This window comes from Segeticoccus sp. (assembly GCF_035708005.1).
The window spans coordinates 60,890-84,973 of record NZ_DASSTI010000054.1; the positions used below are offsets into that span (position 1 = coordinate 60,890).

Here is a 24,084-nt window from a genome sequence, read left to right on the forward strand (position 1 = left end):
TCTTACCGGCCCGACCACCGGGGTGGGCGCTTCTCCTCGAATGCCCGCGCACCCTCCTTGGCGTCCTCGCTGGCCAGCACCCGCTGGTAGGCGTGCAGCTGAGCGTCGCGCATGAGCCGAAACCCCTCCGCGGCACCGACCGACTCCGTGGTGCGGGTCACCTCCTTGACCGCGGCCACCGACAACGGCGCCGCGGCGCAGATCTCCTCGGCGAGCGCCACGGCCTGGTCGCGCAACTCGGGGCCCGGTACGACCCTGTTGGCCAGGCCCCACCGGCCCGCCTCCGCCGCGCGCATCCGCCGGCCGGTCAGCAGCAGCTCGGTCGCGATGGCGCGAGGGAGCCGCTGCGGCAACCGGATCATGCCACCGGAGTCCGGCACCAGTCCTAGACGCACCTCGGGCACGGCGAACTCGGCGTGCTCCGCGGCGACCAGGAGGTCGGCCGCGAGCGCCAGCTCGAAGCCACCTCCGACCGCCAGCCCGTTGACGGCCGCGACCACCGGCTTGGCCAGGTTGAAGAACTCGGTCAACCCGGCGAAGCCGCCCGGGCCGTGGTCGGCATCCGGGGCCTCGCCCTGGGCGGCTGCCTTGAGGTCCCAGCCGGCGGAGAAGAACCGGTCACCGGCACCGGTGAGGACGGCCACCCGCAGGTCCGGGTCGTCTGCCAACCGGACGAAGGCCTCGTGCAGCAGCCGGCTGGTCCTCACGTCGATGGCGTTGGCTGGCGGTCGGTTCAGCGTGATGAGCAGCACGCCGGGAGCGACGTCCTCCTGCAGCACGGCCCCGGTCATCGGCAGGCTCCTTCCTCGGTGGCGGCACGGGGTGGTGCGCCTCGGTCGGTGGCGTGCGCGGAAGGCACGGTCCCGCGCAGCAGGACATCAACGGCGACGACACCCTGTCCCTGGGGGAGGACCAGCAGCGGGTTGACCTCGACCTCGGCGACGTCGGGCGCGGACTGGACGTAGTCGGCGAGAGCGGAGACGGTGCGAACCACGGCCTCGACGTCTCCGCTCGGCGCCCCGCGAGCGCCGTCGAGCAGGGGCCAGGTCCGCAGTCGCCGCAACGCCGCTCGGACCGCGTCGGCCGTCACGGGAAGCAGCAGCACCACGGTGTCCCGCAGGACCTCCACGAGCGTGCCACCGGCGCCGAGCGTCAGTGCCGGACCGAACAGCGGGTCCCTCCGCACGGCGACCACCAGCTCGGCGACGGTCCCCGGCACCATCCGTTCCACCAGGAACGAGTTCGCCAGTGGTGCCAGGTCGGCGACCGCGTGTGCGACGTCGTCGGCGCTGCGCAGGTTCAGGCGCACGGCCCCGACGTCGCTCTTGTGGGCCAGCCCGGGTGCCAAGGCCTTCACGACGACGGGGAAGCCGATCCTTCGGGCGGTCGCGACGGCGTGTGCCGCGTCCGTCGTCGCCCCGACGGGGACGGGCACGCCCTGCGCCGCCAGTGCCTGCTTGCCGGTCCATTCGTCCACGACACAGCCGCTGCGTGGTGCCGTCGGGGAGGCACCGGTCACGGCAGGGATGTCGGCGGCGTGGTTGCGGGCCACGGCGATGCCGGTCGCGGCCGCCACGGCCCGGAGGCCGTCGGCGGTGCCCTGCAAGGGGGCGATGCCCTGGTCGAGCAACCAGGTCCGCGCGGCCTCCGGTAGGCCTTCGGGGAGCGTGCTGAGGACGGCGGCGGGGGCGCGGGTGGCGCGATGGGCCCGGGCGAAGGCCTCGAGGGTGCCCCACCACGCGTCGCTGTCCGCAGGGGGTCGCGGCACGTCCAGCACCAGGATGTGCAGGTCGAGCCCGGAGCCGAGGAGCGCGTGGAAGCAGGCCTCCTGCGCGAGCGGGTCGCCCCAGACGTAGGTGTGGTAGTCCAGCGGGTTGCCGACCGCGACGGACGGCCCGAGCACGTCGCGAAGTCGCGCCTCCGTGCGCGACGGCAGGGACGGCATACCGACGTGGTGGCGGTGGGCCAGGTCGGCGACGAGGGCGGCCTCACCGCCCGAGCAGCTGGCCGACGCGATGCCCCTGCCGGGAAGGGGGCCGTGCACGTGCAGCAGCTTGAGCGTCTCCACGAAGGTGGACACGTCGTGCACGCGCGCCATCCCGTGTCGTGCGAACATCGCCGCCCACAGCTCGTCCGCGCCGGCGAGGGAGGCCGTGTGGGACAGGCCGGCTCGAGCGCCGAGCTCGGAGCTGCCGGCCTTGAGGACGACGATCGGCACACCGCCCCGCAGGGCGGACAGCGCCGCGCGCGAGAGGGCCGCCACGTCACGTACGCCCTCCAGGTGCAGCCCGATGGCTGAGATGCGTGGGTCGGCGAGCATCGCCTCGATGAGCTGCGGCACGTCGGTGACCGCCGCGTTGCCCACGGCGGCGAGCTGAGCCAGTGGGAGGGACCGCTGCTGCATGGTGAGGTTCTGGGCCAGGTTGCCGCTCTGGGTGATGACGCCGACGCCCCGGTCCACCGGCTGACCGCCGTGCTGGTCCGGCCACAGGGCGACGCGGTCGAGGTAGTTCAGCACCCCCATGCAGTTCGGACCGACCAGCGCCATGCCGTCGGCCGCCTCGACCAGCTGCTGCTCGAGCTCCCTTCCGGCGGAGCCGGATTCGGCGAAGCCGGAGGCGTGGCACACGACGCCGCCCGCGCCGCGGGCGGACAGCCCACCCACGACCCGCACGCTGGCGGCCGCAGGGACCGCGACCAGGGCTGCGTCCGGTGCCTCCGGCAGTGCCGCCACATCCGGGTAGCAGCGCAGGCCTTCGAGGGCGTCTCGAGACGGGTGGACCGGCCACAGCGCACCGGTGAACCCGAGGTCACGGCACTGGCGCAACGCCACAGCGGCCCGCTCGCCGCCCACGAAGGCGACGTGTCGGGGAGCCAGCAGGCGCTGCAGCGCGCCGGCCCGGGTGCCGGTCACGAACCGAGCGGGCGCAGCAGGGAGCGGGCAATGATGTGCCGCTGGATCTCGCTGGTGCCGTCCCAGATCCGCTCGACCCGGGCGTCGCGCCAGAAACGCTCGATCGGCAGTTCCGCCATCAGTCCCATCCCGCCGAAGATCTGCACCGCCCGATCGGTGATGCGGCCCAGCGCCTCCGACGCGAACAGCTTGGCCATCGCGGCGTCCTGGTCGCTCATGGTTCCGTGGTCGAGGCGGGAGGCGGCACGCAAGGTGAGCAGGTCGGCCGCCTCCACCTCGGTGGCCATGTCCGCCAGTGCGAACCCCACGCCCTGGAACCGCCCGATGCTCTGGCCGAACTGGGTACGCTGCGCCGCCCACTCGGTGGCCAGGTCCAGCACGCGGCGCGAGCGGCCTACGCTGGTCGCCGCCACGCTCAGCCGACTGGCGCCGAGCCATTCGCCCATGAGGTCGAATCCCCGGCCCTCTTCGCCGAGCCGTTGGCCGACCGGGACCCGGCAGTCGACGAAGGACAGCTCGCACTGGTGGTAGCCGCGGTGCGACACGCAGGCCGAGCCGCGTCGGACGGTCAGCCCCGGGCTGTCGAGGTCGACCAGCAGGGCGGTGATCCGCTTCTTGGGGCCGGCCGTGGTCTGCTCGGCGCCGGTCGCAGCGAACAGGATCACGAAGTCGGCCATGTCAGCGTGGCTGATGAAGTGCTTCGTCCCGTTCACCACGTAGTCCCCGCCGTCCCGCACCGCGGTGGTGGCCATCGACCGGATGTCGGAGCCGGCGCCCGGCTCGGACATGGCGAGGCAGTCGTGACGTTCGCCGCGCACCGTGGGCAGCAGGTAGCGCTCGCGCTGCTCGCCGACACAGGCGAGCAGGATGTTGCTCGGGCGTGCCACCAGGCTGTGGAGCGCGTAGCTGGCCCGCCCGAGCTCGCGCTCCACGAGAGTCATCCCCACGGCGTCCAAGCCCGGGCCCCCCACGTCCTCGGGCATGTTCGCGGCATACATCCCGGCGGCGACGGCCTTCTTGCGCACCTCGGCGGCGAGCTCGGGAGCGACCTCGTCGCAGCGCTCGACCTCCTCCTCGTGCGGATAGAGCTCGCGCTCGACGAAGCTGCGGGTGGTCTCGACGAGGGCGTGCTGCTCGTCGGTGAGCTCCAGGTCCACGGGCGATTCCTCCTCTGTGCGGCGAGCTGGTCAGTGACGAATGCCCATCGGCCGTCCCACGACGTCGGGGACGGGGAGGGCGGCGTGCCGCCGGGCGACGGCGGCCACATGGCCGGCGATCTCCGGAGGGAGCGGGGCGGAGCGGCTGGCCTGCGTGTCCACGTGCACGAGCAGCTGCTCGGCGGTGGCCAGCAGCCGCTGGTCCCCGCCGTGGCGCATCTCGTGGAAGAGGTGCAGACGCTTGGCGTCGTGGTCGAGCAGCTGGAGGCTCAGCTCGAGCGGCTCGCCCTCACTCGCCTCCCGCAGGTTGTGCAGGTGCGTCTCGACCGTGTACAGCGAATGGCCCTCGTCCCGGTAGGTCTCGTCGATCCCGAGGTAGCGGAAGAAGGCGTCGGCGTTGTCCCCGAAGGCGAGCAGGTAGCACGACTCGCTCATGTGGCCGTTGTAGTCGACCCACTCCGGCGGGACGGTCGTGCGGTGCAGGCGAAGCGGTGCGTCGATCCCCGCCGTCTCGTCCCAGTCGCGGCGGCCGGTGCCCTCATAGGGCGTGACCACCCCGTGTGCCTTGCCCATCGAGCCCGCCTCCGCATAATGTGCGACGTAGATTCGGAACGTGCAACGACCGTACGAAGGAGAGGCGCCGTGGTCAAGGGAGTGCCGTCACCCAGTGCGCCGTCGGACGACGGACGGGGCCGGGTGCAGGCCGTCGACCGGGCAGTGAGCCTGCTGCATGCCGTCGCCGCCACCGCACCGGAAGGACGCCCGGGGGCAGAGCTGGCGGCCGAGTGCGGGTTGAACCGCGCCACCGCCTGGCGCCTGCTCGCCACGCTCGAGCACCACGGCCTGGTGGAGCGGAACCGGCGGACGAACCGCTACACGATCGGGTTCGCCCTCACCCGGCTCGGCACCGCCGGAGGCACGGAAAGCCTGGTGCGTCGCGCCCATCCGGTGCTGGCGCGGATCAGCGAGCAGACGGGGGAGACGGCGAGCCTCGCGGTGGCCGGTCGCACCGGCCTCACCTATGTCGATGAGGTGGTGCCGCGCACGGTGCTGACGGCGCGCTGGCTCGGCCGGCACGTGCCGATCCACGCCACCTCGGCCGGGAAGGCGTTCCTCGCCTGGCTGCCGGCCGAGGAGGTGCACGCCCTCTGCTCAGTCCGGCTCGAGGGCTACACGCGCACCACACGGACCGATGAGACGCGGCTGCGCGCCGAGCTGGCCACCATCCGGGAGCGCGGCTACGGCATCAGCGACGGCGAACTGGAGCCGGACGTGTTCGGGGTCGCCGCGGCCGCGCTCGACCGCTACGAGCACCCCTTCGCCGTCGTCTGCCTGTGGGGACCCAAGGAGCGGTTCGCCGGACGGTTCGATGAGCTCGGCACCCTCGTGCGGCACGCGGCGGACCAGCTGGCGGACGACGCGGCCTGACGCTCGCTGGCCCTACGACTGCCGCCCGCGCGGCTGGCCCGGGCACGGTCCGTGGTGCCGGAGGCGGGAGATGGCGGCGCGGAATGCAACGATGGTCACATGAGCGCGCAACCGAACATGCGCCGTGGCTTCGGCGGCGGCCCGATGCCCGGCATGACCCTCGAGTACCCCATGTCCCTCGGTGTCTACGACAAGTACGAGGAGGCGCAGCGCGCCGTCGACTACCTGTCCGACCACGAGTTCCCCGTGCAGAACTGCATGATCGTCGGCACCGACCTGCGCCAGGTGGAGCGGGTCACCGGCCGGCTGACGCGCGCCCGGGTCGCGCTCGGCGGTGTGCTCTCCGGGGTGTGGCTGGGCCTGTTCGTGGGGCTGATCTTCGCGCTGTTCAGCACCGGCAAGGAGAGCTGGATCGCCACCGTCGTGTCGACGGTCGTCTTCGGCGCCATCTTCGGGCTCATCTGGGCCCTGATCGGGTATGCCGCCACGCAGGGCCGCCGCGACTTCACCTCCGTCAGCCAGGTGGTGGCGACGAAGTACGAGGTGCTGGTCGAGCACCGCTACGCCCAGCGGGCACGTGAGCTCCTCACGCAGCTGGACCCGATGCGCGCCGCCCAGGCCGAGGCGGACGCCCGTGTCCGGGCCGCCCAGGAGGAGGCGCGCCGCCGGGCGCAACAGCAGGGCACGCCCCCGCCGCCCGACGGCACCCTCTGAATCCCGCTTCTCCGGGCGGGCGGGCGCCTGCTGGGTAGGGCGCCTACTGGGTGAGCGCCTGCTGGTCGTCGTCGTGGCTGCGGGTCGGACGCGCGAGGCGCACCCGGAAGACCCGCTCGCGCTCGCGGGCCTCCTGCTGGTCGCGCTGACGCGCGGCGAGCAGCTGCGTCAGGGTGACCATCCCGACGACGCGATGGGGGTCGTCCCGGTCCACGACCGGCATACGGTTGACCTCGGCGACGGCCATGAGCCCGGCGACGTGCTTGAGCGTCTGGTCCGGGTGCGTCGTGGCGCGCGGCTCGCGGATGAGCGCGGACAGCGGGGTGGTGCCATCGCCCTCGGTGTTGGCGGTGAACAGCGCCTTGCGGGTCACGACACCGGCGAGCGTGCCGTCGGAGTCCACGACCGGGTAGAGGCGTTGCCGCCAGGCGGCGCCCCCGTCCATCGGGGAGCCGAGCGCGTCGACCGCGTCCGAGACGGTCAGGTCCATGTCGAGCTCGAGGACGTCGTCGGACATCACCTCGCCGGCGAAGAGCACCTCGAGCGGGTCGACGTCGTACTCCCGGGTGAGGTGGTAGCCCCGCCGGGCGATCTTCTCGGTGAGCACCGAGCGCTTCAACAGCAGCACGGACACCGCGAACGCGGTGGTCGCCCCGATGATCAGCGGCAGGATGGCGTCGAACTGGTGGGTCAGCTCGAGGGCGAACACGACACCGGTGAACGGGGAGCGCATGACTCCGCCGAGGACACCGGCCAGGGCGATCAGCGCCCAGAACCCGGTGCCGACGTCGGGGAAGACCTGCGCCTCGAGGGCACCGAGGGCGCCACCGATCATGAACATGGGCGCGAGGACACCGCCGGAGGTGCCCGAGCCCAGCGAGAGCGACCAGATCAGGGTCTTGACGATGAGGATGCCGGCGACCAGGCCGAGGCTGATCGAGCCGGTCAGCTCGGCGCCGATGACGTTGTAGCCGACGCCGAGCGCCTGCGGCACGAAGAGGCCGCCGATGCCGATGATGAGGCCGCCGATGGCCGGCCACCACATCCAGTGGATCGGCAGGCGCCGGAAGGCGTCCTCGGAGGCATAGACCAGTCCGGTGGCGAAGATCGCCAGCAGCCCGGAGATGACGCCCGACACGACGCACAGCCCGTACGAGGTGGGGGTCAGGTGCAGCACCGCGTGCACCGGGAACAGGGGGCCCGAGCCGAGCAGCGGCATGCGCACGACCGTGGCCACGCAGACGGCGCCCGCGACGGGAATGAGGCTGCGCGGCCGCCACTCGAAGAGGAGCAGCTCGACGGCGAGCATCAGCGCGGCGAACGGCGTGTTGAAGGTGGCCGCCATGCCGGCGGTGGCGCCGGCGACGAGCAGCGTCTTGCGCTCGTCCGCGGTGAGGTGAAGGAACTGCGCGAACAGCGAGCCCATCGCGCCGCCGGTCATGATGATCGGGCCCTCGGCGCCGAACGGCCCACCGGTGCCGATCGCGATCGCCGAGGAGATCGGCTTCAGGACCGCCACCCGCGGCTCGACCTTGCTGCCGCCCATGAGGATGGCCTCGATCGCCTCCGGCATGCCGTGGCCGCGGATCTTCTCGGAGCCGTAGCGGGCCATGAGGCCGATGACCAGACCACCGAAGACGGGCGCCAGCAGGATGACGAACGGGTTGTGGTTCGCCGCGCCCGGTGCCACCAGCTCGGTCTCGATCCGCTGGTAGAACACCAGGTTGGTGATGAGCCCGATCAACCGCAGCAGGGCCCAGGAGACCAGGGCGCTCACCGCGCCGATCGGCAGGGCCAGCAGCGTGATGAACAGCACCCGCTGGGTCGTCGTGAAGTCGCCGAGGTGGCGGACGTCCCGCACCTTCTGGGGCGGCTCGTCAGTGGCGTCGGAGGACGGGACGACGGACGCGGGACTCACTTTTGCTATCACTCCGGCCGGGGAAATGGATCGGGGGACGATGTACTAGGTTACGGCCTCCCCCCACAGCGGCCGGGAAGGGATCAGGCGTCGCCGCCCTCGCGGATGCGCCGGATCCACGCCTCGACGTCGCCCGACGTGCGGGGCAGGAAGCCGGAGAGGTTGTCGTGGCCGTCCTCGGTGACCAGCACGTCGTCCTCGATCCGCACGCCGATGCCGCGCAGTTCCTCGGGGACGAGCAGGTCGTCGGACTTGAGGTACAGCCCCGGCTCGACGGTGAGGATCATGCCCGGCTTCAGCTCGGCATCCAGGTAGTCCTCCTTGCGCGCCTGCGCGCAGTCGTGGACGTCGAGGCCGAGGTGGTGGCTGGTGCCGTGGACCATCCAGCGGCGGTGGAACTGCCCGTGCTCCTTGTCGAGCGTCTGCTCGACGTCCACGCCCTCCGGCAGGAGGCCCCACTCGTGCAGGTACTCGGCGATCACCCGGATGGCGGCGGCGTGCACGTCACTGAACTTGTTGCCCGGCTTGACGGCGGCGATACCAGCCTCCTGGGCGGCATACACGGCGTCGTAGACCTTGCGCTGCGCCTCGGTGAACTCGCCGCTCACCGGGAGGGTGCGGGTGACGTCAGCGGTGTAGAGGGAGTCGACCTCGACGCCCGCGTCGAGCAGGACCAGCTCGCCCTCCTCCACGTCACCGGTGTTCTTGATCCAGTGCAGGGTGTTGGCGTGGTCGCCCGCGGCGCAGATGGAGTCGTAGCCGACCCCGTTGCCCGAGTGACGCGCGTGCAGTCCGAAGACCCCTTCGATCCACCGCTCCCCGCGGCCACGGCGCACGGCCTCGCGCAGCTCGGCGACGACCGCCTCGAAGCCCTCGGCCGTCGCCTCGATCGCCCGGCGCATCTCGGCGATCTCCCACTCGTCCTTGACGAGTCGCAGCGTCGAGAGGAAACGGGACAGCTCGTCGTCGGCCTCGTGCTCCGAGGTCTGCTGTTCGGTCGCCTCGGCCTGCTGGGCCTCCGCCTGCGCGTGGCTGCCCGCATCCTGGGTGGCGGCATCGCGGGTCCGGTCGACCAGCGCGGCCACGTCACTGTCGGCGTCGCGCAGCACGCGGATCACGATGTGCCCCGCGTCCTTCGCCAACGCGTCGGGCAGTTCGTCGATGTGCCGCGCGGCGATGCCGAGCTCGGCCTCGACGTCCTCGGTCGTCGGCCGCGCGCCGACCCAGAACTCGCCGTAGCGGGAGTCGCCGAAGAACTCCTCGGTGTCGCGGCCTGCGAGCGGACGGAAGTAGAGCACCGCGTCGTGGCCCGTGCCCTCGCGGCGCGGTTCGAGGACGAGCACCGCGTCCGGCTCACGGTCCCCGCCCAAGCCGGTGAGGTGGGCGAACGCGCTGTGCGGGCGGAAGGCGTAGTCGGTGTCGTTGCTGCGGACCTTCAGTCCACCGGCCGGCACGACGATCCGCTCCCCGGGGAAGGCGGCGGAGACGGCATCGCGTCGGTGGGCTGCGTAGTCGGCGACCTCCGCGCGGGCAGGGCGCTGGTCGCTGCGGGGAGCCCAGCTGCTCGCGATGAAGCCGCGGAACTCCTTGTTCGTGGGGCGGCTGCGGTGCTCTGCCTGCTTCTGCTGTTCGCTCACCCCGCCATCGTCCCACGTCGTGAGATCGCCCCGTTCGCCACGCCGGTGGGACGCGTTTGATCTGCCTGCCGGGCAGGCCGCACAGTAGGTGCCGTGTCCACCCAGTTCCCGCAGCACCGGCCTGCCCGCCCGCGACCGCAGGCCGGCCGCGTCATTCGGGAACGAGCGCAGTGGGCGCTGCGGGCGCACAACCCACCCACCGTCCCGATCGGGATCGGCGCGTGGGCCAACGAACTCGACGAGCGGCAGGCCCGCGCAGTCATCGACCTGGCACTGCGCACGGGGGAGTCGATGCTGTCGACCGGCGCCTCCGCCTCCGACGTCGTCGCCACCGTGCTGCGGCTCATGTCGGCCTACGGGGTGCGCTCGGCGCACGTGGACATCACCTACACCTCGATCACCGTCTCGATGCACCGGGGGATCGACGACGACCCGCTGACCGTCATGCGCATCGTCCGGGTGCGCTCAGCGGACTACACGCGGCTGGAGCGGCTGCAGGAGCTCGTCCGGGCGATCGCCGAGGACAAGATCACCGTCGACGAGGCCCGGGCCCGGTTGGACCAGGTGGTGCGTGCCCCGCACCCGTACCGCCGGTGGTTCATCACCGCGACGTTTGCGCTGATGGCGGCCGCGGTCACCGCCCTGCTGGGCGGCGGCATCGTCATGATCATCGTCAGCACGCTCACCACGGTGCTCATCGACCAGTCCCAGCGCTGGCTGGCGCAGCGCGGGCTGGCGGCGTTCTTCAGCCAGGCGGTCGGTGGCGCCATCCCGACCCTCGTCGCCGTCGGCCTGTATGCCGCCCAGCACGCGGGCCTGCACGTCCTCGGCGGGATCTCGCCCTCCTTGGTCGTGGCCTCGGGCATCATCGTCCTGCTGGCCGGCCTGTCCGTGGTCGGCTCGGCCCAGGACGCGCTGGACGGCTACTACGTGACGGCGGGTGCACGGACCTTCGAGGTCATGCTGATGACCCTCGGCGTGGTGGCCGGCGTCACCGGGGTGCTGGCCCTGGCCGGCCGGCTGGGCGTGCCGATGTCGATCTCGCCGTTCACCAGCCTGGCGCCGAGCATCGCCGTGCAGGTCCTGGCCTCGATGGCGACCGCGACCTTCTTCTGCCTGTCCACCTACACCGGTGCCCGGGCCACCATCATGGGAACCGTCACGGCCGGGCTCGGTTGGTGCGTCTACCTGCTCGGGTTCGAGCTCGGTTTCGGCCGACCCACCGCCAGCGCCCTGGCGGCGCTCGTGATCGGGGCGGTGGCCCAGCTCGTCGGCTACCGCCTGCGCGTGCCGTCCCTGGTCATCACCACCGCCGGCATCGTGCCGCTGCTGCCCGGTGGCTCCGTCTACCGCGGGCTGTTCGAGATGCTGCAGGGTGCGAACGGCGACGCAACGGCGGCCCTGCCGGGACTGGTGGAGGCGGCTGCGGTCGGGCTCGCGCTCGCCGGCGGGGTCAGCCTCGGCACCTTCGTCGGCCGGCCGGCGCGGCTGGCGCTGGACCGCAGCATGCGCCGGGCCCTCGGGCGCGGCCGCGCCGACGCGCGGGAGTGACGGCAGGACCTCGGGACCGGGTCAGGACCACTGCCAGCTGTCGAGGACGGAGCCGAGCACCTTCTGGAGCGCGGGGGCATCCGCAGGTGCTGCCGTGCCGGTCGGCACGAACAGTCGGTTGTCGTGGACCACGAAGTACTGGATCTGGACGACCTTCTTGGCGTTGACGGTCCGCTGCAGCTGGATGCCGGTGCTGGAGACGCCGCCGACCTGGGTCGAGGGCTCCTGGCTGACGTGGGCGCCGTGCTTGCGGTACTCCTTGACCATCTGGTCCGCCGCTGCCTGGGAGCTGCCCTGGTAGTGGTCCTGGGAGCTGCTGACCGTGATGTTCAGGGGGATGCCGTCGGTGGGCTTCGGCGCCCGCGCGGCCAGCTGGATCTCGGCGAGGTCCTGGAACTGGTTGCTGATGTCGGCCCACTTCTCCGGCACCTCAACGCTGAAGTCGGCGTTGCGCGACGTGATCTGCGTGCCCTGGGGACTGGCCGAGCCGCTGGCGGACGGGGCGCTGGAGGAGCTGCTCGGCGGGGCCGAGCTCGTTGAGGTGCTCGGGCTCGAGCTCGTGCTCGACACCGACGGTGTCGGTGCCGTCGTCGCCGTCGTCGTGGAGCTCGACGTCGAGCCGCCGGCCGTCGGGGAGGCGACACCTCCCGAGGGCGCGCCGCTGCATCCGGCGAGCAGCACCGTGCCGAGGGCAAGACCGGTCACGGCACCGGTGCGGGCCCGGCCCCAGCGTCGTCGCGCAAGCATGGGCGCGATCCTACAAACGCTGTCCGAGGCCTCCCGGGAGGCAGCGCCGTGACGCGCGCCTCAGCGCCACTGCGGCTGCGCGGCTGCCTGGTAGAAGGCGCTGGACTCCCGCCGCCACAGCAGGACGAGCGTGGCGATGTCGACGACCACGATCAGCAGGCTCACGAGGAGGCTGGCGGTGCTGAGCTGACCCTGCACGAGGCTGGACAGGAAGGACAGCACGTAGAGTCCGCCGAGCACCGTCGCCACGATGCGAGCCCACGACTTGCCCCGACCGTTGGCCCACGCCATGAGCACCCACAAGAGCACGCCGATGATGCCGAGCACCACGCCGATCGCGATGCCGACGGACACGGCCGTGTCGACCTGGTCCGCCGTCAGCGGTCCGCCGCCTCTGGCCGCCAGTGCGAGGAGCCTGCCACGCACCAGGAACGGGCGTCCAGCAGCGGGACTGAACCGTGATGGCACCGTTGCACACCGTGGTGCCGGTGCCGGCGACTCGAGCTGCGGTCAGCTGGCGCGTCGGCCCGCTGGCCGGCCGCTCACTCAGCCGTTGGCGGTGCTGGCCGACCGGCCGCCCCGCGTCCGGCGCCGGTTGCGCTTGCGCCGGTGGGGTGCGTCGCTGCCGCCCTCACGGGTGTCGCGGGCCTGTCCGGAGGACCGCTGCGAGCCGCCCTGCCCCGCGCCGCGGCCGCGGCCCCGGCCGCCGGAGCGGCCAGCACCGGAACGGCCGCGCCCGGGACCGTTGTGCTGCCCGGTCTCGCCGAGGTCCTCGAGCTCCTCGGCCTCGAGCCCGGCGCGGGTGCGGGCCGACCTGGGGAGGGACCCGGTGACCGTGGTCGGGATGTCGAGGTCGGTGAACAGGTGGTCGGAGGTGGAGTAGGTCTCCTCCGGCTCGGGGATGCCGAGGTCCAACGCCTTGTTGATCAGGCCCCACCGCGGCATGTCGTCCCAGTCGACGAAGGTGACCGCGGTGCCGGTGTTCCCCGCACGGGCGGTCCGGCCGATGCGGTGCAAGTAGGTCTTCTCGTCCTCGGGGCACTGGAAGTTCACGACGTGCGTGACGTGCTCGACATCGATGCCACGGGCGGCCACGTCGGTGGCGACCAGCACGTCGACCTTCTCGTGGCGGAAGGCGCGCAGGGCCTGCTCGCGGGCACCCTGGCCGAGGTCGCCGTGGATGGCGGCGGAGGCGAAGCCGCGGGAGGCCAGGTCGTCGGCGACCTTGGCCGCGGTGCGCTTGGTGCGGGTGAAGACGATGGTCAGGCCGCGCTCGCGGGCCTGCAGGAGCCGGGCGAGCATCTCGACCTTGTCCATCGCGTGGGCGCGGTAGACGAACTGCTGCACCGCCTGCACCGTGTGCTTGTCGCTGCCGTCCTCGCCCATGGCGCGGATGTGGGTTGGCTGGGTCATGTAGCGACGGGCCAGTGCCACGACGGCGCCCGGCATGGTGGCCGAGAACAGCATCGTCTGGCGGGAGGCCGGCGTCATGGCCAGGATCCGCTCGACGTCCGGCAGGAAGCCCAGGTCAAGCATCTCGTCGGCCTCGTCGAGCACGACGGTGCGCACGTAGGACAGGTCCAGGTGCCCCTGCTGCGCCAGGTCGATGAGGCGGCCCGGCGTGCCGACGACGACCTCGACACCGCGCTGCAGGGCCTCGATCTGCGGCTCGTAGGCCCGACCGCCGTAGACGGTCAGGACGCGCACTCCGCGCCGCTTGCCGGCCCGCTCCAGGTCACCGGCGACCTGGACCGCCAGCTCGCGGGTGGGGGTGACGGCCAGCGCCTGGGGCCGCCCGGGGGACGGGAGCCCGGCGAACTCGTCGTCCCGGGGACTCACCACGTGCTGCAGGATCGGCACGCCGAAGCCCAGCGTCTTGCCGGTGCCGGTCTTGGCCTGACCGATGATGTCGTGCCCGCCGAGCGCGACCGGCAGGGTCATCGCCTGGATGGGGAAGGGGTGGACGATACCGGCGTCGGCGAGCGCGTCGACGATCTCGGCGCGCACGCCGAAGTCGGCGAAGGTGGTCTCGGAGGTGACGATCTGGGGTGCGTTCACGCGTGTTTTCTCTTCCGATCGGCGGAGGCCGCACGCATCCGGACACCACTCGTCATCGAGCGGGATCGAGGTCGACTGGTCGACTCGGACGCGGGCCACACCCGCGGTGGCGGAGCCGATCGGAGTTCTTCAATGGGCGTCACCCCCCTGGGCGACGCAGGATCAGGGCCGACCGGGCACCGGTGGTCACCACCTACTCTACCGCGTCGCCGGACCAGGGCCGGACCACTCGGGTTACGGTGAGTCCGTGGCCGACGCGAACCTCGAGAGCGACCCGACCCCGGGGGAGGGCGCGGCTCCGCAAACAGGTGATCCCGCCGGCGGCTTTCGCGCGGCCATCGTGGACCTGCTCGGTGTGCTCGCCTACGCCGAACTGACCGCGTTCTTCCGGCTCGCTGCCGACGCCCAGATGGCCCCCACGCAGCCGGATCGCAGTGCCCTGGGTCGACTCGCCGTGGTGGAGTTCCACCACCACGAGCTGCTCGTGGACCGCCTGCGGCAGCTCGGTGTCGACCCGGAGGGTGCGATGGCGCCGTTCGTGCGGCCCATCGATGCCTTCCATGAGCGCACCCACGCCTCGACCTGGCTGGAGGGACTGGTCAAGGCCTATGTCGGGGACGGCCTGTCCACGGACTTCTACCGGGAGATCTCCGCCTACGTCGATCCCTCGACCCGGGAGCTGGTCCAGACCGTGATGGCCGACGGCGGCCAGGCGGACTTCGCCGTCCATGCCGTGCGCGCGGCGATCGAGCGGGACGAGCGGGTCGCCGGTCGGCTGGCGCTGTGGGGGCGGCGGCTCGTGGGGGAGGCGCTCTCCCAGGCCCAGCGGATCGCCGTCGAGCGGGACGCGCTCGCGTCACTGCTCGTCGGGGGTGTGGACCGGCCGGGAGCCGACCTGGCCGAGCTGGGGCGGATGTTCACCCGGCTCACGGAGGCGCACACCCAGCGCATGGCGCGGTTGGGCCTCAACGCCTGACGACGAGGGCGCTTGGCTGCGCAGTGCTGAGCGGTTCACCGGAACGCACAGGACCGTGCCGCCCGCCCAGATCGCGTGCCGCCGACCAGGACGACGGTGGCCCCGCCCGGAGGGGGCGGGGCCACCGTGGTCGACGGGTTGGTCGACGGTTGCGGGATCGCTCAGACGCGGTCGCGCCGCTTGCCGGTGATCGACATGTAGATCGCGATCAGCACGGCCGCGACGATGACCCCGACGATGAACGGGATCCACGCGAAACCCGAGTGGTTCTGGTAGCCGACGGCTTGGGTGATCCAGGAGCCGATCAGTCCTCCGACGATCCCCAGGATCACCGTCATGATGATGCCGATGTTCTGCCTGCCCGGCATGACCAACCGTGCCAGTGCACCGATGATCGCGCCGACGATGATCGCCGAAATGATGGTCCAGATCATGCGAACCCGCTCCTTCCTGTGCCGGCCCCGGCGGGGCGGCAGACGGTCCAGAGTGTCGAACCGGGGCCGGCGGGATGCCGGCCTCGGGCCGTGCAAGGTGTGCTCACTGTGCCCGCACGGCGCCCGTGCCGCAAGCCAAGACTGTGACCTGCGTCACGCGTGTCGTGCGGTCGCCCGTGACCGCGGGTCAGCGGCCGAAGCCCACCTGCCCGCGCTCCGTGGCGCCGAGGTCCACGTACCCCAAACCAGCCACGGGAACCAGGATCCGGCGGCCCCTTTCGTCGATGAAGCTGAGCACTCCCGACCCCGCGTCGACGGCCTTGCTGACCTGCTCGGTGATCGTGTCGGCACTCTCGTGCGACTCGAACGTGATCTCGCGCGCGATGTCGCGTACGCCGATCCTGACCTCCACCTCGTCCTCCTCGACTGTCTGCTTGCGGACACACCGTGGTGGGGGCACCTCGGTGACAGGACGGGTATGCCGACCACGCGGCATACCCTCCACCGAAGGCTAACCGTGGGCCGCCGGTGAGGCTTCCCCGGCGGGGCGCGGGCGCCGGCCTGCCGGGCGGACCTCCGAGGTCGCTGCTAGCGCTCGATCTTGGGGAAGCCTCCGAGCCCGCGCCACGCGAGGTGGCCGATGAGCCGGGTGGCGTCCTCGCGGGACAACTTGCTGTTGACGCCCTCGTTGGCCAGCCAGAAGCGGGCACAGACCTGGGCCATGCCGGACAGGGCGACCCCGAGCATCTCCGCGTCCACCTCCGGCAGGTCGGTGTCCTCGCGGATCACCGCCGCGATCGCGGCGACGGTGTCGGCCGAGACCTGCTCGACCCGTTCGCGCACGGCCTGCTCGTTGGTGAGGTCGGACTCGAAGACCAGCCGGAACGGCTCGCCCTCGCGGGCGACGAACTCGAAGTACGCGCCGATGGCGGCGGTCACCCGCAGCTTGTTGTCGGTCGTCGAGGCGATGGCGCTGCGCACCGCGTCGACCAAACCCTTGGCGTGCCGGTCCAGGATGGCGAGGTAGAGATCGAGTTTGCCCGGAAAGTGTTGATAGAGAACGGGTTTGGATACCCCTGCCCGCTCGGCGATCTCGTCCATCGCGGCCGCGTGGTAGCCGGAGCTGACGAACACCTCCTGCGCCGCCTCGAGCAGCTGCACCCGCCGCGCCGAGCGCGGGAGCCGCCCGGTGCCGCGCCCGCCGGGGCCCCCGGCTCCCTCGGCGCGGTGCCCCGCGGGATCGGCGGTGGTCCGGGCCGCCGCGCCCGCCCGCCGGGAGTCGTCGCTGGGAGGCACGGCGGCATCCTACGCGTGGCTACGCTGGGGACATGGTTTCCCGGTCCGACCACCTTCCCCCGCAGCCGGGCGCCGCCGGCGCCGGGACCGGGGCGACGAGCGACCCGCTCGAGCGCGCCGAGGTGGAACGCTACGCGCGGCACCTGCTCCTGCCCGAGGTCGGGCTGGAGGGACAACAGCGGCTGCGCCGTGCGAAGGTGCTCGTGGTCGGCGCGGGCGGCCTCGGGTCGCCGGCGCTGCTCTACCTCGCCGCGGCCGGCGTGGGCACGCTCGGTGTCGTGGACGACGACCGGGTGGAGCTGTCCAACCTGCAACGACAGGTGATCCACGGTGAGGGCGACCTCGGCCGCCCCAAGACCCTCTCCGCCCAGGAGACCGTCGCCACCGTGAACCCGCACGTCCGCGTGGTGCGGCACGACCTGCGGCTGGGCGTGGACAACGCGCTGGACCTGATCGCCGGCTACGACGTCGTGCTCGACGGCACCGACAACTTCCCGACCCGCTACCTCGTCAACGACGCGTGCGTGCTGCTCGGCAAGCCGCACGTGTGGGGCTCCATCTACCGGTTCGACGGGCAGGTCAGCATCTGGTGGGCGGGGCACGGACCGTGCTACCGCTGCGTCTTCCCCGAGCCGCCACCGCCGGGCATGGTCCCCTCGTGCGCGGAGGGCGGTGTGCTCGGCGTCCTGCCCGCCTCGATCGGCTCCATCCAGGCCACCGAGGTGCTCAAGCTCGTCCTCGGCATCGGCGAGCCGCTGGTCGGCCGGCTGCTCGTGCACGACGCGCTCCGCCAGACGTGGGACACGCTGCGGGTGCAGGCCGACCCGGACTGCCCCGTCTGCGGCGCCCAGCCCACCATCACGGAACTGCGCGCGGAGGACGCCGCCTGTGCGCTCCCCGGCGCGGCGCCGGGGCAGGAGCCGGTGCCGACCGTCGACGTGCGCGAGCTCGCGACGCTCCTCGCGCAGGGTGGAGCCGAGGCCGGCGCGCTGGCGCTCGTCGACGTCCGGGGACCGGGGGAACGGGGCATCGTGTCGATCCCGGGAGCGGTCGGCATACCGCTGGAGGACTTCCGCTCGGGGGCGGCCCTGGCCGCGGTGCCGACGGACCGGCCGGTGGTGCTGGCCTGCAAGTCCGGGGTGCGGTCGGCGGAGGCGGCGCGGATCCTGCTCGCCGCCGGGCGGCGGGACGTGCGCAGCCTGGACGGCGGCGTGCTCGCCTGGGTCCGGGAGATCGACCCGAGCCTGCCGACCTACTGATGGTTGCCGCGGGGTGCGGCCGAGGGCCCGATGACCGGTGAGGACGCGGTCGAGGACCTCCCGTCGCTGCCCGCGTACGCCGAGGACGTGCTCGACGTCGTCGACACCATTCCGCCCGGGTGCGTCCTGGCGTACGGGGACGTCGCGCGGCTGGTCGGGCGAGGCGGCCCCCGTGGGGTCGGACGGGTGATGGCGCACTACGGCGCGCTGACGAGCTGGTGGCGGGTGATCCGCGCCGACGGGCGCCCGCCCCCGCACCACGAGCGTGAGGCGCTGGCGCACTACCGGCAGGAGGGCACGCCGCTGCGCGGCGACCGGGTCGACATGACGCGCGCCCGCCCGCCGTTTGCCCCCCACCGGCCGGTATGACGGGATGTCACCGCCACGTGATGAACTCACGTGCGTGCCCCTGCTCCTCGCGCCCGAACCGGCCGCCGCCGTCCCCGAGCTGGACGAGCACCAGCGCGCCGCGGTGGGCCGCCGTGGCCGGGTGCTGCGCGTGCTCGGTGGGCCCGGCACGGGGAAGACGACGGTGGCCGTCGAGACGATCCTGGGCCGGGTGCGCGAGCTCGGTCTGGAGCCGGACCAGTGCCTGGCCCTCGCGCCGTCCCGACAGTCAGCGGGACGCCTGCGCGAGCAGGTCACGGCGCGTCTGGGTGGGACCTCCACCGAACCCCTCGCCCGGAGCCACCAGGCGTTCGCCTTCGGCATCCTGCGACAGGACGCGGCGTTGCGCGGGGACCCGGCGCCCCGGCTACTGTCCGGGCCGGAGCAGGACGTCATCCTGCGCGAGCTGCTGGCCGGTCACGCCCGGGGTCTCGGGCGCGCCCCGCGGTGGCCGGCCTCGGTGGTGCCCGCCCTGGAGACCCGTGGGTTCCGCGCCGAGCTGCGCGACCTGCTCATGCGGGCCGTCGAGCGTGGCATCGAGCCGGACCAGCTGGCGGACCTCGGCCGGCTGCACGACCGGCCCGAGTGGGTCGCCGCGGCGCAGCTGCTGCAGGAGTACGACGAGGTCACTGCGCTGGCCCGGCCCAGCGCCTACGACCCGGCCGCCATCCTGACCGCCGCGGCCGACCTGCTCGAGGAGGACCCGGCAGCTCTGGACCGGGTCCGCTCCGGCCTGCGGCTCGTGGTGGTCGACGACGCCCAGGAGCTCACCGCCGCCGCGGCCCGGTTGCTCGACGTGGTGACGGGCGACGGCACCGAGCTGGTGCTGCTGGGTGACCCCGACGTGGCGGTGCAGGGCTTCCGCGGCGCCGACCCGGGCCTGTTCCTGAGCTGCGGGCACCCGGACCGCCCGGGCGCCGCCACCGTCACGCTGCAGCGGTCACACCGACTGCCGCCGGCGGTCGCCCGCGCCGCCGCACGGGTCAGCCGGCGGATCGGAGCGGTCGCCGGCTCCGGTCACCGCGAGCCCGAGCCGACCCCACGGTCCGGTGCGGCGGTCGAGGTGCGGCTGCTGCGGGCCGCCGCGCAGGAGGCCCAGCTGATCGCCTCCGAGCTGCGGCGCGCGCACCTGCTCGAGGGAGTGCCGTGGGCCGAGATGGCGGTCATCGTGCGCGGGCAGGGGCGCACCGGATCGTTGCGCCGCATCCTCGCCGCCGCGGGCGTCCCCGTCAGCGTGCCGGCCACCCAGACCCCCTTGCGCGACGAGGTGGCGGTGCGCCCGTTCCTGGCGCTGCTCGAGGTCGTGCTGGCCGTGGCGCTCGGGCGGGCGGACCCGCTCACGCCCGAGGTGGCCCTCGACGTGCTCCAGTCGCCGATCGGCCACGCCGACGCGGTGGCGGTCCGCCGGCTCCGGCGGTCGTTGCGTCGCCGGGAACTGGAGGACGGCGGTGGTCGCACGAGCGACGAGCTGCTCGTCGAAGCGCTGCTGCACCCCGAGGAGCTGCTGCGGCTCGGGCCGGAGGCGTTCCCTGCCCGGCGCGTCGCGACGGTCATCCGGGCAGGCGTGGAGGCCGCCCGGGCCGAGGGCGACTCCGGTGAGCGGCGCTGGGCGCCCGGGGTCACCGCGGAGTCCGTGCTGTGGGCGATGTGGCAGGCGAGCGGGCTGGCCGAGCCGTGGAAGGCCACGGCCCTCGCCGGGGGAGTCGGCGGCCAGCGGGCCGATCGCGACCTCGACGCGGTGCTGGGGCTGTTCGACGCGGCCGCCAAGTACGTCGACCGGCTGCCCCGGATGGGCCCCACTGGGTTCCTCGAGCACCTCCGCAGCCAGGACGTCGCCGAGGACAGCCTCCTGACCCGCGCCCCCGAGGACGCGGTCCGCCTCCTGACGCCGCAGGGCGCCGCCGGACTGGAGTGGGAGCTCGTCGTCGTCGCCGGCGTCCAGGAAGGCGTGTGGCCCGACCTGCGGTTGCGCGGGTCGCTGCTCGGCTCCGAGCGCCTGGTCGACGTGCTCACCGGTCGGGGCGAGTCGCTGCGGGCGGCCCAGACCGCGGTGCGCTACGACGAGACCCGGCAGTTCCTCATGGCGATCACCCGTGCCCGGCGGCGGCTGCTGGTCACGGCGGTGCGCAGTGACGAGGAGCAGCCCTCGCCGTTCCTCGACGTGCTCGACCCGCCGGAGGGCGGCGACGGGGCAGACCTCGGCGGTGAGCTGCGGCCGTTCGCCGACCCCGGTCGCACGATGACCCTCGCGTCCTTGGTCGGGGAGCTGCGGCGCGAGCTGGTGGGCAACGGTGACGGCGCCGCCGAGTCCACCGGCGTCGCCGATTCGGCCCGGCAGCTGGCCCACCTGGCCTCCGCCGGCGTGCCCGGCGCGGACCCGGCCGACTGGTGGTCCCTGCTGACGGTCAGCGACGACCGGCCGCTGCGCCCGGACGGCGTGCCCGTCACCGTCTCCCCCTCGCGCATCGAGGCCTTCGGCGACTGTGGGTTGCGCTGGCTGCTCAGCTCCTGCGGTGGTGACGGGCCGAGCGTCGGGGCCGCCTCGATCGGCACCCTCGTGCACGACCTGGTCGCCGAACTCGGTGACGTCGACGCCGAGTCCCTCCGCGCCGCGGTCGACGAGCGCTGGTCCCGGCTGGGCCTGCCCGAGGGGTGGCTCTCGGACAAGCAGCGTGCCCAGGCGCACGCCATGGTGGACCGGTTCGCCGCCTACGTCGCCAGCGGTGACGCGGCGCCGTGGCGCCGGGTGGGTGCCGAACTCGACATGGAGGTCACCGTGGGACGGGCCCGCCTGCGGGGTCGGGTCGACCGGCTCGAGCAGCGCGACGACGGGGCGCTGCGCGTGGTCGACCTCAAGACCGGCACCACGAAGCCGGTCCAGGCCGACCTCGAGCACCACCCGCAGCTGGGCGCCTACCAGCTCGCGGTCGAGGAGGGGGCCTTCGCTGGCGTCGACAGCGACCGCCGGGCGGAGGCGTCGAGCGAGCCGGTATCCCGCGAGTCGGCGTCCGGCGAGTCGGCGCACAGCGAGTCGGCGTCCGGCGAGTCGGCGTCCGGCGAGTCGGCGCACAGGGAGACGCCGGACGTCAGCGGAGGCGCCGTCCTGCTGCAGCTGGGCAAGGCGGCGGGCAAGAGCTACACGCTGCAGCAGCAGCCGCCGCTGGGCGAGCAGGATGATCCGGACTGGGCCCGTGAGCTGGTCGTCTCGACCGCCGAGGGCATGGCCGCCGCGGTGTTCACCGCCCGGCAGGGCACGGCCTGCCGCACCTGCCCGGTGCGCGCCAGCTGCCCCCTGCAACCGGAGGGGGACCGGCTGTGAGCGTCGACATCGACCGGCCGGCGCCGGGAAGCCGGGCCGGCGCACCCGGGGCGCCCCCGAGCCTCAGCGCTCGGGCGATCGCTGCGGCGCTCGGCAACCCGCCGCCGACTCCCGAGCAGCAGGCGGTCGTCGAGGCGCCGCTCGAGCCCTTGCTCGTCGTGGCCGGCGCCGGATCGGGCAAGACCGAGACCATGGCCTCGCGCGTGGTCTGGCTGGTGGCCAACGGCTACGTCGAGCCCGACCAGGTGCTCGGGCTGACCTTCACCCGCAAGGCGGCCACCGAGCTCGGCGAGCGCATCGCCCGCCGGCTGCGCCGGCTGCGGCACGCAGGGCTGTGGGAACCGCCCACCGAGCAGGACGGCGCCGAGGTGCTCGGGGGCACCCCCACGGTCTCGACCTACCACTCGTATGCCGGCCGGCTCGTGGGCGAGCACGCCCTCCGGCTCGGGGTCGAGCCCGACTCGCGGCTGCTGTCGGAGGCCGCCGCCTGGCAGTACGCCAACGAGGTGGTCGAGCGCTACGACGGCCCCATGGACGACGTCACCTACGCCGCCTCGACGGTGACGGCGGCCGTCGTGGACCTCGCCGGTGAGCTCGCCGAGCACCTGCTCGAGCCCGAGCAGGTGGACGCGCTCCTGGTCGAGGTGGTGGAGCGGATGGCGGCGCTGCCGCCCGGGGGGAAGGCGCGCGGGCTCCCGAAGGAGGTCAAGGACCTGGTGGGCGCACTCAAGGCGCGCCGGCAGGTGTTGCCGCTCGTCCGGGCATACCTCGACCTGAAGCGGTCGCGCGACGCACTGGACTTCGCCGACCAACTGGCGCTGGCGGCCCGGCTCGCCCGCGACCTCCCCGAGATCGGCGCGATGGAGCGGCAGCGCTTCCGCGCCGTGCTGCTCGATGAGTTCCAGGACACCAGCGAGGCCCAGATGGTGTTGCTGCACTCGCTCTTCGCCGGCGCCGGCGGCTCCTCCCTGCCGGTCACGGCGGTGGGGGACCCGCACCAGTCCATCTACGGCTGGCGGGGGGCCAGCGCGACGACCCTGAGCCGCTTCCCGCGGCTGTTCGGCCGTCCGGACGCGCCGACGCAGGTGCTGCCGCTGTCGACCAGCTGGCGCAACGACGAGGCCATCCTCGCGGCGGCCAACCGGACGTCGGCGCCGCTGCGGCACGGAGCCGCCGTCGACGTCGAGGTGCTGCGCGCCCGTCCGGGCGCGGGGCCGGGGTCGGTGCAGGCCGCGCGGCTCGAGACGGTCGAGGACGAGGCCGCGCACGTCGCCGCGTGGATCGGCGACCAGTGGTTCACCGACCAGGGGCAGCGCACGGGCGTCTCCGCGGCGGTGCTGTGCCGCAAGCGATCCCAGTTCGCCCCGATGATGGAGGCACTCAAATCGCGCGGCCTGCCCGTCGAGGTGGTTGGGCTCGGCGGGCTGCTGACGACTCCCGAGGTGGCCGACATCGTGTCGCTGCTGTGGGTCGTGCAGGACCCCTCCCGCGGGGACCACCTGATGCGGCTGCTCACCGGTCCGGGCTACGCCCTCGGCCCCGCCGACCTCGACGGGCTGGCCACCTGGTCCCGACAGCTGCAGCGGCGGGACCGGGCCGCGGGTGCGGCCCCCCGAGACCAGGAACCGGAGACCGTCGAGGTCCCGAGCATCGTCGAGGCGCTCGACGAGCTGCCCCCGCCCGGCTGGTCCGGTCCGGACGGACAGGCGCTCAGCGAGACGGCGCGGCACCGGCTGGTCTCCCTGGCCGAGGTGGTGCGCCGGTTGCGGGGGCTCACCGGGTTGTCCCTGGCCGACCTGGCGGGGGAGGCCGAGCGCGCCCTCGGCCTGGACATCGAGGTGCTCGCCCGCCCGGAGTACACGCCGGCCAGCGCCCGGGCGCAGCTCGACGCGTTCGCCGACGTGGCGGCCACCTTCTCCGGCTCGGCCGACCGGCCCACGCTGGGCGGCTTCCTGTCGTGGCTGGCCGCCGCGCAGCAGGAGGAACGCGGGCTGGACAAGGGCTACCTCGAGGTCTCGACCGACGCGGTGCAGGTGCTCACCGTCCACGCCGCCAAGGGGCTGGAGTGGGACGTCGTCGCCGTGCCGGGACTGACCGTGGCGTCCTTCCCGGCGCACAGCGGCTCCTCGACCCGCTGGGTGGACGGCCAGTGGCGCCACCCCCGACCGAAGGACAAGGGCTGGTGCGGCGGGCTCGACGGAGTGCCCTACCCGCTGCGCGGCGACGCGGACGGCCTGCCGGTCCTCCGCTGGGACGTCCCGGAGGACCTCACCGGCGTCAAGGACGAGG

21 protein-coding genes are annotated in these 24,084 nt (G+C 73.2%); 9 read left to right on the plus strand and 12 right to left on the minus strand.

Annotated features, from left to right (window positions below; all coding sequences use genetic code 11):
- Window positions 1-2 precede the first annotated feature (2 nt).
- Genes VFL99_RS06265 through VFL99_RS06280 form a run of 4 tightly spaced genes read right to left on the minus strand, consistent with a single transcriptional unit; the run spans window position 3 to window position 4,644 of the window.
- A complete protein-coding gene (locus VFL99_RS06265; RefSeq protein WP_325105473.1) occupies window positions 3-791 on the minus strand; it encodes an enoyl-CoA hydratase-related protein in 789 nt (262 codons plus the stop codon).
- A complete protein-coding gene (locus VFL99_RS06270) occupies window positions 788-2,914 on the minus strand; it encodes an acetate--CoA ligase family protein (protein WP_325105474.1) in 2,127 nt (708 codons plus the stop codon). Before VFL99_RS06270 ends, VFL99_RS06265 begins: the two co-directional genes overlap by 4 nt.
- Window positions 2,911-4,071 carry an acyl-CoA dehydrogenase family protein gene (locus tag VFL99_RS06275; protein ID WP_325105475.1) on the minus strand — a complete coding sequence of 387 codons (1,161 nt, stop codon included), beginning with the start codon at window positions 4,069-4,071 and terminating at the stop codon, window positions 2,911-2,913. The genes VFL99_RS06270 and VFL99_RS06275 overlap by 4 nt, the downstream gene beginning before the upstream one ends.
- A gap of 30 nt (window positions 4,072-4,101) precedes the next feature.
- A complete protein-coding gene (locus VFL99_RS06280) occupies window positions 4,102-4,644 on the minus strand; it encodes a thioesterase family protein (RefSeq protein WP_325105476.1) in 543 nt (180 codons plus the stop codon).
- Window positions 4,645-4,713: 69 nt separating this feature from the next.
- Between VFL99_RS06280 and VFL99_RS06285 the strand changes: the two genes are divergently transcribed.
- Window positions 4,714-5,499 (plus strand): IclR family transcriptional regulator, encoded by a 786-nt coding sequence (locus VFL99_RS06285; RefSeq protein ID WP_325105477.1) that lies wholly within the window; start codon window positions 4,714-4,716, stop codon window positions 5,497-5,499.
- 99 nt (window positions 5,500-5,598) lie between these two features.
- Window positions 5,599-6,213 carry a YflT domain-containing protein gene (locus VFL99_RS06290; RefSeq protein WP_325105478.1) on the plus strand — a complete coding sequence of 205 codons (615 nt, stop codon included), beginning with the start codon at window positions 5,599-5,601 and terminating at the stop codon, window positions 6,211-6,213.
- 43 nt (window positions 6,214-6,256) lie between these two features.
- Here VFL99_RS06290 and VFL99_RS06295 read toward each other — a convergent pair whose 3' ends face one another.
- Window positions 6,257-8,131, minus strand: a complete 1,875-nt coding sequence (locus VFL99_RS06295) for a chloride channel protein (protein WP_325105479.1) — start codon at window positions 8,129-8,131, stop codon at window positions 6,257-6,259.
- An 83-nt stretch (window positions 8,132-8,214) separates the two neighbouring features.
- Window positions 8,215-9,768, minus strand: coding sequence for an aminopeptidase P family protein (locus VFL99_RS06300; protein WP_325105480.1), 1,554 nt, complete (start codon window positions 9,766-9,768; stop codon window positions 8,215-8,217).
- A gap of 93 nt (window positions 9,769-9,861) precedes the next feature.
- On the opposite strand from VFL99_RS06300, the gene VFL99_RS06305 reads away from it, so the two are divergent.
- Entirely contained in the window at window positions 9,862-11,319 is a 1,458-nt protein-coding gene (locus VFL99_RS06305) for a threonine/serine exporter family protein (RefSeq protein WP_325105481.1), read from the plus strand.
- Between the two features lie 21 nt (window positions 11,320-11,340).
- Here the strand turns inward: VFL99_RS06305 and VFL99_RS06310 are convergent, their stop codons facing one another.
- Entirely contained in the window at window positions 11,341-11,748 is a 408-nt protein-coding gene (locus VFL99_RS06310; protein WP_325105482.1) for a DcrB-related protein, read from the minus strand.
- Here VFL99_RS06310 and VFL99_RS06315 point away from each other — a divergent pair.
- A complete protein-coding gene (locus tag VFL99_RS06315) occupies window positions 11,726-12,118 on the plus strand; it encodes a hypothetical protein (RefSeq protein ID WP_325105483.1) in 393 nt (130 codons plus the stop codon). The genes VFL99_RS06310 and VFL99_RS06315 overlap by 23 nt on opposite strands.
- Window positions 12,119-12,126: 8 nt before the next feature.
- Here the strand turns inward: VFL99_RS06315 and VFL99_RS06320 are convergent, their stop codons facing one another.
- Window positions 12,127-12,534, minus strand: coding sequence for a hypothetical protein (locus VFL99_RS06320; protein ID WP_325105484.1), 408 nt, complete (start codon window positions 12,532-12,534; stop codon window positions 12,127-12,129).
- Between the two features lie 78 nt (window positions 12,535-12,612).
- Window positions 12,613-14,124, minus strand: coding sequence for a DEAD/DEAH box helicase (locus VFL99_RS06325; protein ID WP_325105485.1), 1,512 nt, complete (start codon window positions 14,122-14,124; stop codon window positions 12,613-12,615).
- Between the two features lie 247 nt (window positions 14,125-14,371).
- Between VFL99_RS06325 and VFL99_RS06330 the strand changes: the two genes are divergently transcribed.
- Window positions 14,372-15,100 carry a ferritin-like fold-containing protein gene (locus tag VFL99_RS06330; RefSeq protein WP_325105486.1) on the plus strand — a complete coding sequence of 243 codons (729 nt, stop codon included), beginning with the start codon at window positions 14,372-14,374 and terminating at the stop codon, window positions 15,098-15,100.
- A 161-nt stretch (window positions 15,101-15,261) separates the two neighbouring features.
- On the opposite strand, the gene VFL99_RS06335 is transcribed toward VFL99_RS06330, so the two are convergent.
- From VFL99_RS06335 to VFL99_RS06345, 3 genes are all read right to left on the minus strand, one after another.
- The gene (locus tag VFL99_RS06335) at window positions 15,262-15,534 is read right to left on the minus strand and encodes a GlsB/YeaQ/YmgE family stress response membrane protein (protein WP_325105487.1); all 273 of its coding nucleotides are present in this window, start codon (window positions 15,532-15,534) and stop codon (window positions 15,262-15,264) included.
- 187 nt (window positions 15,535-15,721) lie between these two features.
- Complete coding sequence (locus VFL99_RS06340; RefSeq protein ID WP_325105488.1) at window positions 15,722-15,946, minus strand: DUF3107 domain-containing protein; 225 nt, start codon at window positions 15,944-15,946, stop codon at window positions 15,722-15,724.
- 176 nt (window positions 15,947-16,122) lie between these two features.
- Window positions 16,123-16,830 (minus strand): TetR/AcrR family transcriptional regulator, encoded by a 708-nt coding sequence (locus tag VFL99_RS06345; protein ID WP_325105489.1) that lies wholly within the window; start codon window positions 16,828-16,830, stop codon window positions 16,123-16,125.
- A 32-nt stretch (window positions 16,831-16,862) separates the two neighbouring features.
- Here VFL99_RS06345 and moeB point away from each other — a divergent pair, with 32 nt between their 5' ends.
- The 4 genes from moeB to VFL99_RS06365 all read left to right on the plus strand — a co-directional run.
- Window positions 16,863-18,089: a molybdopterin-synthase adenylyltransferase MoeB gene (gene moeB / locus VFL99_RS06350; RefSeq protein ID WP_325105490.1), complete on the plus strand. Its 1,227-nt coding sequence runs from the start codon at window positions 16,863-16,865 to the stop codon at window positions 18,087-18,089.
- Between the two features lie 30 nt (window positions 18,090-18,119).
- Window positions 18,120-18,458, plus strand: a complete 339-nt coding sequence (locus VFL99_RS06355; RefSeq protein ID WP_325105491.1) for an MGMT family protein — start codon at window positions 18,120-18,122, stop codon at window positions 18,456-18,458.
- Window positions 18,459-18,492: 34 nt separating this feature from the next.
- On the plus strand, window positions 18,493-21,795 hold the full coding sequence (locus tag VFL99_RS06360; protein ID WP_325105492.1) for an ATP-dependent helicase: 3,303 nt from the start codon (window positions 18,493-18,495) through the stop codon (window positions 21,793-21,795).
- A partial coding sequence (locus VFL99_RS06365) for an ATP-dependent helicase (protein ID WP_325105493.1) occupies window positions 21,792-24,084 on the plus strand: 2,293 nt, incomplete at its 3' end. The genes VFL99_RS06360 and VFL99_RS06365, both read left to right, overlap by 4 nt.

What these genes read in the sequence shown, in the direction of transcription:
- VFL99_RS06265 (WP_325105473.1), bottom strand. Translation starts at nt 791, where the DNA reads ATGACCGGGGCCGTGCTGCAGGAGGACGTCGCTCCCGGCGTGCTGCTC.
- VFL99_RS06280 (WP_325105476.1), bottom strand. Translation starts at nt 4,644, where the DNA reads ATGGGCAAGGCACACGGGGTGGTCACGCCCTATGAGGGCACCGGCCGC.
- VFL99_RS06290 (WP_325105478.1), top strand. Translation starts at nt 5,599, where the DNA reads ATGAGCGCGCAACCGAACATGCGCCGTGGCTTCGGCGGCGGCCCGATG.
- VFL99_RS06315 (WP_325105483.1), top strand. Translation starts at nt 11,726, where the DNA reads ATGTCGGCCCACTTCTCCGGCACCTCAACGCTGAAGTCGGCGTTGCGC.
- VFL99_RS06335 (WP_325105487.1), bottom strand. Translation starts at nt 15,534, where the DNA reads ATGATCTGGACCATCATTTCGGCGATCATCGTCGGCGCGATCATCGGT.
- moeB (WP_325105490.1), top strand. Translation starts at nt 16,863, where the DNA reads ATGGTTTCCCGGTCCGACCACCTTCCCCCGCAGCCGGGCGCCGCCGGC.
- VFL99_RS06355 (WP_325105491.1), top strand. Translation starts at nt 18,120, where the DNA reads ATGACCGGTGAGGACGCGGTCGAGGACCTCCCGTCGCTGCCCGCGTAC.